Annotated in this window: 9 protein-coding genes; 5 read left to right on the top strand and 4 right to left on the bottom strand. The window is 38.7% G+C overall.

Annotation, left to right across the window (positions count from 1 at the left end; genetic code table 11):
- Nucleotides 1-54 precede the first annotated feature (54 nt).
- Nucleotides 55-792: a DNA-formamidopyrimidine glycosylase family protein gene (locus AOB46_RS01030; RefSeq protein ID WP_062696768.1), complete on the bottom strand. Its 738-nt coding sequence runs from the start codon at nt 790-792 to the stop codon at nt 55-57.
- Between the two features lie 70 nt (nt 793-862).
- Here AOB46_RS01030 and AOB46_RS01025 point away from each other — a divergent pair, with 70 nt between their 5' ends.
- Entirely contained in the window at nt 863-2,218 is a 1,356-nt protein-coding gene (locus AOB46_RS01025) for a deoxyguanosinetriphosphate triphosphohydrolase (RefSeq protein WP_062696188.1), read from the top strand.
- A gap of 261 nt (nt 2,219-2,479) precedes the next feature.
- Nucleotides 2,480-3,412 (top strand): SPFH domain-containing protein, encoded by a 933-nt coding sequence (locus AOB46_RS01020; RefSeq protein ID WP_062696187.1) that lies wholly within the window; start codon nt 2,480-2,482, stop codon nt 3,410-3,412.
- Nucleotides 3,413-3,536: 124 nt separating this feature from the next.
- On the opposite strand, the gene AOB46_RS23775 is transcribed toward AOB46_RS01020, so the two are convergent.
- Complete coding sequence (locus tag AOB46_RS23775) at nt 3,537-4,148, bottom strand: DUF4377 domain-containing protein (protein ID WP_082376990.1); 612 nt, start codon at nt 4,146-4,148, stop codon at nt 3,537-3,539.
- A gap of 267 nt (nt 4,149-4,415) precedes the next feature.
- On the opposite strand from AOB46_RS23775, the gene AOB46_RS01010 reads away from it, so the two are divergent.
- Complete coding sequence (locus AOB46_RS01010; RefSeq protein ID WP_062696186.1) at nt 4,416-4,874, top strand: lipocalin family protein; 459 nt, start codon at nt 4,416-4,418, stop codon at nt 4,872-4,874.
- Nucleotides 4,875-5,039: 165 nt separating this feature from the next.
- Here the strand turns inward: AOB46_RS01010 and AOB46_RS01005 are convergent, their stop codons facing one another.
- Nucleotides 5,040-5,384: a DUF962 domain-containing protein gene (locus AOB46_RS01005; RefSeq protein WP_062696185.1), complete on the bottom strand. Its 345-nt coding sequence runs from the start codon at nt 5,382-5,384 to the stop codon at nt 5,040-5,042.
- 125 nt (nt 5,385-5,509) lie between these two features.
- A complete protein-coding gene (locus AOB46_RS01000; RefSeq protein ID WP_062696184.1) occupies nt 5,510-7,186 on the bottom strand; it encodes an APC family permease in 1,677 nt (558 codons plus the stop codon).
- A 175-nt stretch (nt 7,187-7,361) separates the two neighbouring features.
- Here AOB46_RS01000 and AOB46_RS00995 point away from each other — a divergent pair, with 175 nt between their 5' ends.
- Nucleotides 7,362-10,325 (top strand): tetratricopeptide repeat protein, encoded by a 2,964-nt coding sequence (locus AOB46_RS00995; RefSeq protein WP_062696183.1) that lies wholly within the window; start codon nt 7,362-7,364, stop codon nt 10,323-10,325.
- 59 nt (nt 10,326-10,384) lie between these two features.
- Entirely contained in the window at nt 10,385-12,154 is a 1,770-nt protein-coding gene (locus tag AOB46_RS00990; RefSeq protein ID WP_062696182.1) for a TonB-dependent receptor, read from the top strand.
- The last annotated feature ends 50 nt before the right edge of the window (nt 12,155-12,204 follow it).

Below are 12,204 nucleotides of genomic sequence, written 5' to 3'. Positions count from 1 at the left end.
AAAATTACAAAAATTTTCTGCTCTCTTTAATCCGCATTTAACTTAACAGTAGTATTATGAATAAAGTTTCTGGTCTTTTTCACAGTAAAAACTTCGTCTTTTTCCTAAGCCGGTCTGTTTTTTTATCAGTTTTAATCCGCATTTCGGACAGATTGTTTTCGTGTGAACCAGCCAGTGCTTTTTCAGGACAAACTCCTTTTTCCATTTCAGAAAGTCAAAACTGTAGTTCCGGGCTTCGGCAATAAGTTCTTTCTGCTTTTTAGCAGGCAGTTTTCCTACAAGGCTTTCCGGCTGTATTCCGATTCTGAACAGAACCTCGTTTTTGATAATATTGCCCACTCCGGAAAAAATATCCTGATTCATTAAAGCATCACAAACCATCATTTCCGGTTTAGCTTTCAGTTTCAGCTCTGCTTTTTCCGGATTCCACTGTTCACTCATGACATCGGCTTCCCAGTCAATGGAAGACAGAAATTCAGAATCAACGAGCTTCACGGAACAGGTGTAAAAATACATGCTTTCTGACCGGAAATGCAGTGACAGGCGGAGGCTTTGGTCCGGTTTCGTCTGTTCATCAATACTGTATGAGCCGAACATCAGCAAATGAATACGAATAGCATGTTCCCCGAAAATAAGATAAGTCTGCTTCCCGAAAGTACGGATTTCCAGAAGAGTCTGGCCAATCAGAGGATTTTTGTCGAATTGGGCATTGCCTGAAGCTTCTGTCACCGTTTTGCCGGTAAAATGCTGCAGGCTTTCTTTCATGATAAGTATAGATGGACCTTCAGGCATAATTTTGCTTTTTAATAAAAGTTCAAATACTATTCCGTAAAAATAAAATTTGGAGTAATTTTGAAAAATGATGAACTTAAACCAGATTTTTACCAATCAGCGTACAGGGAACAATCCGCATACTAAAGCTTCAAGAACTGATTTTCAGAGAGATTTCGACCGAATTATTTTCTCTTCTGCCTTCAGAAGGTTACAGAATAAAACCCAGGTTTTCCCTCTTCCCGGAAGTGTCTTTGTACACAACAGGCTGACCCACTCGCTAGAAGTATCATCGGTAGGAAGAAGTTTAGGAAGCATCATCGGTGAATTTATTTCAGAAACCTACAGAAACGAGCTTACAGAAGATTCAAGAAATTTTTATCTCCATAATTTAGGAAACGTAATTGCGGCTGCCTGTTTATGTCATGATGTGGGAAACCCTGCATTTGGGCACTCAGGTGAAGATGCCATTGCAAGCTATTTTGAAAGAAATGAAAAGGACCTGAAACCGAAATTCAACGAAAAAGAATGGGCAGATCTGGTAAATTTTGAAGGAAACGCCAACGCCATAAGAGTTCTGGCCCAACGCCAGCAGGGAAAAGACGACGGAGGAATTCAGCTGACGTTTTCTACATTGGCCAGTATTGCCAAATATCCCTGTGAGGCTGTGGCTAAGAAAAAAGGAATTATACATCGGAAGAAATTCGGATTTTTCCAGAATGAAAAAGATCTGTTCTTAGAGATTGCCAGGGGAACCAACCTGATTACAGAAAGCACTGAACCGTATATTTTCAAAAGACATCCTTTTGTATGGCTGGTAGAAGCAGCAGATGATATCTGCTACAATATTATTGATATGGAAGATGCCCACAGGCTGGGAATTGTATCAACGGCTGACTGTGAAAATCTGTTTTTTGAGCTGGTAAAATCAGAAAGTAACGATATAGAACGCGTAAAAAACAAACTGGCCTCCATTTCTAATGAAAATGAAAAGATTTCCTACCTGAGAGCGAAAGCGATTAATGCTTTGATTAATAAGTCACTTGAAATTTACAGGAATAATTTTGAAACGATTCTTAATGGAAATCTGGACAAAGCCCTTCTTGATGTTTACAAAGCTGAAAACAGGGCATTACACGACATTGAATCATTTTCCATTGAAAAGATTTACAACCATAAAGCGGTAGTGGAAATTGAAAATGCCGGCTACAACGTTATGTATGAGCTTCTTGACCATTTCATACCATCAATCCTGAAACCGGAAGACGAGAGGAAATCTTATGATAAAAAAGCACTGAAACTTCTTCCGAGACAGTTTGTATACGAAGAGGGAACTGATTACCAGAAAGTTCTCGGGGTAATTGATTTTGTTTCAGGAATGACCGATAATTTTGCTACTGATCTTTACAGGAAAATCAAAGGGATTGATATCGGAATGACTGTTTAATTAAAGCGCAACAGGTATTTTCAGAATAAGAATTGCACTCCTGGATTCTGTATATCCATTGTTGATGAATTTAAAAAAAACAGACCTTAATCAGTAGGCTTTTTATAGCTGGAATTCCTGTGTCTTTAAACAGGAAATTGTTGGCAGTGATCGTAATAGAATAGTTTTCATGATATACTATAAGGTCATTGCTTGTAAATATAGCAGATTTAAAACTAAATTATTCTATCTTTATCAGAACTAATACTTAAAAATTAAATTATGAGTCTTTACTTAGCACCCATTATTTTTTTCGGACTGATTATTTTATTCGCTTCCTTTTTTGTGGTTAAGCAGGAGACGGCGGCTATTATTGAACGTTTCGGGAAATTTCAGACTGTGAGACATTCCGGGCTGCATCTCAAGCTTCCGATTATTGACCAGATCGCCAAAAGACTGAATCTGAGAATTCAGCAGCTGGACGTTATGATCGATACCAAAACACTGGATAACGTATTCATCAAAATGAAAATATCAGTTCAGTACCAGGTCATCAGAAACCAGGTAGGAGACGCTTATTATCGTCTGGAAAATCCTGAAAACCAGATTACCTCTTTTGTATTTGATGTAGTTCGTGCTGAAGTTCCCAAGCTGAAGCTGGATGATGTTTTTGTCAGAAAAGATGATATTGCAGTAGCGGTGAAAAGCGAGCTTCAGGAAGCGATGAACAGTTACGGATACGATATTATCAAAGCTTTGGTCACCGATATTGATCCGGACGAGCAGGTAAAGCATGCTATGAACAGGATCAATGCCGCAGAAAGAGAGAAGACGGCAGCAGAGTATGAATCTGAAGCCCAAAGAATCAGAATTGTGGCGGTAGCTAAAGCAGAAGCTGAATCCAAGAAACTTCAGGGACAGGGAATTGCAGACCAGAGACGGGAAATCGCGAAAGGTCTTGAAGAATCCGTGCGTATGCTGAATAATGTGAACATCAATTCTCATGAAGCTTCAGCGCTGATTGTAGTTACACAGCACTACGATACTTTACATGCTGTAGGAGCAAGCAACCGGAGTAATCTGGTCCTTCTCCCCAATTCACCAACTGCGGCAAGCAATATGCTTAATGATCTGGTGGTGGCAATGACAACTGCCAATACAGTAGGAGAAGCAACTAAAGGAAAATATCCGGAACCGCCTCAGAAAAATTCTTAATCCAGGAAATAAAGAGAGGGAAGCGGAAGAGAAAAGTTACTGTAGAACTGAAAAAATAAAAACTTACATCCGGCTTCTTCCGGTTTTAATCAAAAAACGCCCGGCGAAGCCGGGCGTTTTTTGATTATTTTTTCGTTTTAGAAACCTGTTCTATCAGGGTATATTTTATAGAAGAAGCATCCGCCGGAGGATTGGCGATTTTCTCTGTCTTTACTTTCAGAACATATTCGTATCCGGGCTCATATGTGAATCCTTCAATCTGAGAATAGAAATTAGTCCAGCTTCCTGAAGCATCCTCTTTTACCTGCATGCACTTCATACGCCCCGCACCTGCAGAACAGTCTACAGTTTGAGATCCTACGATTAACGTTTTTTCACCGGTATTAGCCGTATTTTTTTTCGTTTTGGAAACCTGTTTTACCAATGTGTATTTTATAGAAGATCCGTCAGCCGGAGGGTTGGCGATCTTTTCAGTTTTTACTTTCAGAACATATTCATATCCGGGTTCATAAGTGAATCCTTCAATGTTGGTGTAGAAGTTGGTCCAGTTTTCAGAAGCTTTTTCTTTTACCTGAAGGCATTTCATCGGAGCTACTCCGGTACAGTCGGCCGTTTCCGGTCCTACGATAAAGGTTTTTTCATCAGCTCCTGCTGCGTTGGCTGTTGTGCATTGCGTCATGGCAAATAGTGCCAGTGCAGGAAAAGTTCCTTTTAGAATGGTTGTGATACTTTTCATAAACTTATTTTTTAGCCTAATTGACAATTACCATGCCGAAATTTTTTCTATGGATTTTCTCTGATTTATAAATTTTTAATAATTTAATTTGAATATTCCTGATGTTTTAACGCAAAATGATAATTGTGCAGAATTAAATAATATTAACCTGAACATGGAGTGAAGAAATTAAAATGTATTGCTGAAGGCTTTCTTATAATTTGGATGTTCCTGCCTGATAAGATATTAATATTATTGTATCTTCGTTTCTCGAAATAAAAAAGATCAATGACGAATAGAATTGGGGCAGGGATATTGTTTTTTACAGCGGTTTTTCTGTGTAATGCACAAAAAATAAAAAAAGAAGATGTCATCGGATTCTGGAAGCTGAAAGAAGCCGGATTTTATGAAAATGGTAAAAAGGTGGTTAAAGATTTTGATGACTGCCGCCTGATGAGGAATTACTCCATCAGGGAAGACGGGTTTGCAGTTTATAACCGTATAGAAGGAAGTTCCGGAAATTGTACACCTGGTGAACCAAGACTTTCTTTCTGGAAAATAACTGAAGACAGAATTCTGTTTTACGTGGGTGATCAGATTCTTGAAGAATCCGTTGTTACTTTAAATCAGGATAAAACAATCACATTGTCCTCCTACATTCCTAATCGTGTTAAAGTTGATGGAGACGCCTTGGCAGAAAAAGTAATGAACACTGTTCACTATGATATTCTTGAAAAACAATATTGAATAAACGTTAAATTTTGTAAGGATGAATAACGGTACAGTTAGCTATTTGAAGATAAGACCAATTTTTTGTGGTTTGGCGCAACCACGCAAAGGAATTTAATCATTATCCTGTTAAATTAATTTTACGTTTCAAAAAATAGCAGACTCCTTCAAAATTCAGTGAGGTTATAATTTCTGTGAATCTTCAGGCTGGGTTTCAATGCCTGTGAATTTCTGCTTTCCAATCAAAAGCTCAAAAAACAGCCGGAAATCTGAAATTAAAGACCACAATGGATATCTGAACGTAGCGGGCTTATTTTTTTCAATAACAGCATGACTGAACCATGCAAAACCATATCCAAAGATAGGAATATACCATAAAAACCGCTCTTTTCCGGAACTGATAACATACCAGATAACAACAAAGACAAGAAGGGTTCCTATAAAATGAAAAATCCGGGTTCCCATTTTACTGTGCTCAGTAAGGTAGAACTGATAAAATTCTCTGTAAGTTTTTATTCTTTCTGACATGGTGATGTAGTTTGATGTTGCTCAGTAAGCTAAAGCAATAATTCTGCCGATTTTGTTTAATATAAAAGTAAAAGGGCGAAACTGCTGATCTGCCTTTTCGCCCTTTTGCTCTTTCTATAAATTGTTTATTTTATTTCTTGGCCAAGTTTACTGTTTCTATAGCCATACCCGAAGTAAATTACCATTCCTATAGCGAACCATAATCCGAACCAGAACCAGTTGTCATGGCTCATTCCGGTAAGAAGATACAGACATGAGCTTAAACCGATCAGGGGGATCAGGGAGAGATTCTTGATGAATGTTACAATACACAGGATAAGGTTGATCAGGATAAAGAAAAATATAGAGGCTCTGAATTCACCTTCCTTAGGATCTTTCCAGTCCATAAGATTATGGAAAAATTCCGGCTGCCAGTAATAGAAAGCTACTAATCCACCGATGAAAATAACAGGGAAAATAATTTTTCCGTTTAGATAGGGAAGGTGAAATCTTCCTTTGATTTTTTCTTTAGCAGGAAGAAGAAGTACTCCGGCACAAACCAGTACAAACGCGAAAATAGTTCCTATGCTGGTAAAATCCAGGATAAATGTTTTATCAGTAAATAAAATGGGAATTCCAACCACAACTCCCGTTATGATAGTAGCGTAAGAAGGTGTTTTGTATTTAGGATGTACCTTCTGGAATCTCTGGGGCATCAGCCCGTCACGGCTCATAGCGTACCAGATCCTCGGCTGTCCCATCTGGAATACCAAAAGTACAGTTGTAATTGCAACAATAGCCACAAATGAAACGATAAGCTCCATCCATGCTACATTAGCGTTTGTTTTTTCAAATATGAATGAAAGAGGGTCCCCAACTCCGTCAAACTTTCTGTAATCTACCATTCCTGTAAGAACAAGGGTGAGGGCGATATAAATAAAAGTACACAGAACAAGAGAGATGATCATTCCCTTGGGTAATGTCTTTTGCGGATCTTTGGTTTCTTCGGAAAGTACGCTTAAAGCATCAAAGCCGATGTAAGCGAAAAATACTCCGGAAACGGCACTCATCACTCCGGCAAATCCGTTAGGCATGATGGACGGAGTTCCTGTAGCTGGACTTACAGGTGTCCAGTTTTCAATACTTACGTAAGAAGCTCCAACAAGGATTACCAATACAATAACAGCCAGTTTTAAGATAACAAGAGAATTATTGAAATTTTTACTTTCCTTTACGCCTACATAGCAAAGCCATGTAATCAGGCCATTGATCACTAAGGCAGGAACGTCCACAATAAATTTAAGGCTTCCGATCAGTGGTGCGGTTTTCCAGGCATTAAGCAGCTCTTTGTTTTCAGAGCCATTCTGAATGGCTTTTCTGGCTTCCGTATAGCTGCAGGTAAGATAATCAGGAATATGCATGCCCAGGCGTTCCAAAAAGCTGGTAAAATAATCAGACCAGGAAAAGGCTACATAAATATTTCCGAAAGAATATTCCATAATCAGTGCCCAGCCGATAATCCAGGCAATAAGTTCTCCGAAGCTGGCATAAGCATAGGTATAGGCCGAACCAGCTGTAGGGATTCTGCTGGCAAATTCAGCATAGCATAACGCTGTAAATCCGCAGGCAAATCCACATATCAAATATAGCAGGATAACACCGGGACCTCCTCGGAAAACGGCTTCACCCAAGCTGCTGAAACTTCCTGCACCTATGATGGCCGCAATACCAAAAAAAACAATGTCCCATACTCCCAATACCCTTAAAAGACCCGTTGATGTGTCTGTATCTGAGTAGATTTTTCTTCTGAAAAGTTGATTCATTCAATAACTATATTTGATTTGAAAAAAAACAAAAGTAATGATAATTATAAAAGTATGTTAAAAAATAGCTAAATTTTCCATATTTTTCCTTAAACTCCCGCCGCAGACTTGTTTAAGCAATAAGTTTTCAATACTTTCGTTGATATAATAGACTAATTTTTTTATTCAAAAAAGAATGAAATCAAAAAAAATACTTTTAGCGGCTGCGGTCATTTATTTCGGAATTTCCGATGCTCAACAGTCTCAATATTTTACACAGAAAGAAAATTACAGGTTCAATTTAGCTGAAAATCTTTATCAGACCAAAATATATAATGCTTCCCAGTATGAATATGCAAGACAGTACTTCTATAATCAGAATTTGTCACGCTCAAAAAAAGAGGCAGCGCAGTTTTTTGATAATGTGATCGGGGTTATCCTTCAGAAGAATCATGCCGAAGAAGGATTAACGGCTTTCATGAAAGAATATCCGAATTCTGCTTATTTTGCCCAGGCCAATCTTCCGCTGGCGGATTATTATCTGGCCAAAAAAGATTTTGACAAAGCGCTGGAAACCCTGAAAAAGGTCAATCAGTACCAGCTTTCAAAAGAAGAAAATACACAGTATATTCTGAAGCTGGGATATGCTAAATTCATGACCGGCGACTCTAAAGGGGCTACCGATGCCCTGGAAGAAGCCTATAAAACGGCTGATCAGTCACAAAAAGGGGATATTGCCTATATGCTGGGACATCTTTATTATTCCAACAGGCAGAATGACCGCGCTTTCCAGTATTTTGATTCAGTGAAAGATGACCCGAAATTCTCAAAGCTTGTCCGTCCTTATTATGTACAGATGTATTATAATGATAAGAATTACGATCAGGCTATTACAGAAGGAAATGCATTGCTTAACGAAAATATTTCCGAGTCGTATAAAGCAGAGGTTCACAAGATCATCGGGGAAAGCTATTTCATGAAAAATGATTATACTTCGGCTTATCCGCATCTTAAAGATTATTTGAATGTACAGCAGAATCCGTCTGAAAATGACCTGTATGAGATGGGGTTCGTGGCAGCTCAGCTGAAAAAGTACGATGAAGCGGTTTCTTATTACAATCAGCTCCTTAACAGTAATTCAGCTTTGGCCCAGAATGCTTACTATCAGCTGGGAAATGCTTATCTGGCGGTAGATAAAAAACAGGAAGCCCTTTCTGCATTCCGTTCCTCTTACCAGATGGATTATGATGCGAAAGTTAAAAAGCTGGCTCACGAGCAGTATGCCAAGCTTAGCTACGATATCGGAAACCCGTTTGAAAGTCCTTCAGCAGTTATTCAAAGCTATATCAATAACAACCAGAATGATGCCAATGCTCCGGAAATGAGATCACTTCTGGTAAAATCTTATCTGTATTCCGGAAACTATCAGGAAACCCTGAATGCTATTGATAAACTACAGAGCTCTACTCCGGAAATCAATAAAGTGGATCAGGAGGTTTCTTATCTTTTGGGAACGGAAGAATTCAACAAAGGAAACTATGATGAGGCTGAAAAATATTTCCTAAGAAGTTTAGGATTCAGCATCAATAAAGAATTTTATAACAGAGCACTATACTGGCTGGGTCAGGTGTATTATCAGAAAGGAAATTATCCGTCTGCCATTGTGCGCTATGAAAAACTGCTTAATGAAAATTTCCCTGAAAAACAGCAGTTATCTTATGATTTGGGATATGCTTATTTCAAATCCAAGAAATTTGATCAGGCAGCGACTTATTTCAAACAGTATCTGAGCAATCCGAAGCCGGAATTCAAAAATGATGCAGAGCTTCGTCTGGCAGATATTCATTATGCCAACAATGACCTGAATGAAGCAATCGCTATTTATGATAAGAACGAAGATGCTACAGATTATACTTTGTATCAGAAGGCTATGGCCTTAGGGTTTAAAGGCGATACTCAGGCTAAGATCACCAATATGAAAACCCTTTTATCCAAATATCCGGGTTCTGAATATTACGATGATGCCCAGTACGAAATTGGAACGGCTTATGCAGCACAGGATGATTATGCCAATTCCAACGATTATTTCGGAAAGGTGATTAAAACCTCTTCTGATAAGGATCTTATTGCTAATGCTTCTATATACAGAGCCCAGAATTACATTGACCAGAATCAGAATGATAAAGCACTTTCTGAACTGAAATCACTGGGAGAGCAATATAAAAATACTGCTTACGCCGGCAAGATTGTTCAGGCGGCTAAACCTATTTTTACGAAAAACGGAGACGTTTCAGGATATGAGAATTTTGCCCGAAATATTGGTGTAAATGTGGACGCTTCTGAAATTGATGAAATCAACCTTTCTACAGGAAAACAGTATTTCACGAAGAAAGACTATAAAAATGCAATTTCTTATTACGAGAAGTATCTGACCCAAAATCCTACAGGTGAGGGACTGTACCAGGCAAAGTATGAATTAGGGGAAAGTTATTACCAGACCAATAATTCAACTAAAGCTTTACTTGTTTTACAGGAAGTAGCTGGGGTTCAGAACGATTACCAGGATGATGCACAAACTCGTTTAGCTCAGATCTTTATCGCGCAGGGTAATAATAATGAAGCGAAAAAGTATCTCGAAAATATCAAAAACTCGTCCAATATCAGCATCAGAAACTATGCGAATGTAGAGCTGATGAAGCTGTATGCAGATGAGAAAAATTTCTCCCAGGCTGAAAAACTGGCTGATGCGGTTATTGCCAATACGAAAAACTCTGCGGCAGTAATTGAAACCGCCAAGGTAATTAAAGCAAGAAGCCTGATGAATTCAGGGAAAGATAAAGATGCCCAGACTTCATATGCTTCGCTTGAAAAATCTTCCAATACCTCTGTAGCAGCGGAAGCACTGTATGCAAAAGCATATTATCAGAATAAAGGGAAAGCTTATAAATCTTCCAATGAAACAATCTTTAAGCTGGCTAATAACTATGCTTCAGAAGATTACTGGGGAGCCAAAGCGCTGGTACTGATGGCGAAAAATTATATCGGACTGAAAGATAATTACCAGGCAAGTTATACCTGCGATCAGATCATTGAAAACTATAAAGATTTCCCTGAGATTGTAGCAGAAGCAAAAGAGGTTAAAAAGCAGATTAAAAAGTAAAAATGCAGTATCCTGTTCATGTAAACATTTTACGTGAACACATAAATACACTCATAGTAATGAACAGAAAAATTCAATTATTATCCATATTATTCTTAGGAGTTTCGCAATTCGCGTTCTCCCAGATCAAAGAAGAAAAACTGATTCTTAATAAGAAAAGAGAGCCGGAAGTGAAGAAGATTGAGAAGAAGAAAACTTCTGTAGAAACCATTAAGAATTATCCGCCTGAAGAGAAATCCCAGAATCCTGTAAAATATACGATTACGGATGTGCCTGCGGTTTCAGATTTTAAAACTTCTACAATTCAGGGGGAAGATGTGGCTCCGAAATTTGAAGGAACGGCCCAGAACAACTATTTCCAGTTTGGAATGGGGAATTACGGAAAGATTCTTGCGGATGCGAACATTTCCAAAACGCTGGAGAATAAGATTGAGATCGGGGCGGATGTGCATGTTCTTTCTACCAACGGGCTGAAGAAAGAGTACGACTGGAAATCCAAGCAGAGTTCAGCAACATTGGGAGCGTTCCTTAATTCTTACGGGGAAAAAGGGAAATTCAATATTAATGCGGAATATGGCCTGAATAATTATAACTATTACGGTATTTACGCGCTTCAGCCGGATGCAGGAGTTGATCTGAAGCAGAAAGTCAACCAGTTCAAAGTAAACGGGTACTACGATTTTTATTCCAATGAAATCCTGAATGACATCAGGGTAAAATCATCCTTCCTGAAAGACCATTTTGACGCTCAGGAAAACCAGGTGTCTATTTTGGCTAACCTTTCCAAGCATGCGGTGGAGATCGGAAAATCAGGAATTAATCTGAATGCTGATCTTGGCGTAGGGCTTGAAGCCGTGAAAACGGATTTTGGTATTGAAGATAAGAATTCATCCAATTTTGTGAATACCAATTTACTTCCGAAAGTAACCTTCAGAAAAGGAGATTCTTATTTGATGTTAGGATCTTCATTTGCCTTCCTGAATTCCAAAAATTCAAACGATTTTTTTGCCCAGCAGAAAAATAATAAAAGCTACTGGTTCCCGCAGGCTGAGTTTCAGTTTGCCGCTGCGAAAGAGTTTAAATTCTACGGAGGGGTAGACGGGGGTCTGAAGCTGAATACATATGGTGACATGCTGCAGGCAAACCCATTCATCCTTTCTGACCAGTTTTTAAAGCCAACAGAGACGAAATATCATTTTTATGTAGGATTGAGAGGGGATATTGATGAAACGTTCAAATACGACTTCTCAGCAGGTTACGGAAAGATGAGGGATATTATGTTCTTCCAGGCGAACAGCCTTTTCAATAATACATATTCGCTGAACCGATCTGCCTATGATTTTGCCAATACATTCTCTGCCGTATATGATGACGGAAATGTAAGCGATATCAAAGGAAGTGTGCAGTATTTCCCGCTTGAAAACCTTATCCTTGACGGAGAAGTACGATTTACCAAATATGACCTGAAAAACTATGAGGATATTTACAACGTTCCGTTAGTAAACGCAAGCATCGGGGCTAAGTATACGATGCTGGACAAAAAACTTCTTCTCGGATTCAAAGGAATCTTCGCAAGTGACCGGACGACCAATTCATTTGCTTTTGAAGGGGTAGGAGCCCCATCGGGAATGGTATTCCAGTCTACAGAAAACAGGAATGATAAAGTAGGCGGTTATGCGGATCTGAACCTGTCTGCGGAATATAAAATCCATAAGAATTTCAGTGTTTTTGCGCTTGGAAACAACCTGCTGAGCTCTAAATATCAGACTTACAAAGGCTATAAGGTATTGGGAGCACAGATCCTGGGAGGGGTGAAAATCACCTTCTAAGTTTTAAAGAATTTAAAAATATAGGAACCTTACATTTTCGGATGTAAGGT

It is taken from the genome of Chryseobacterium indologenes, from assembly GCF_001295265.1.
In the GTDB taxonomy this organism is placed as follows: domain Bacteria; phylum Bacteroidota; class Bacteroidia; order Flavobacteriales; family Weeksellaceae; genus Chryseobacterium; species Chryseobacterium indologenes_A.
Note: the sequence above shows the minus strand (reverse complement) of the source record. Positions and strands in the feature narration are given on the sequence as shown.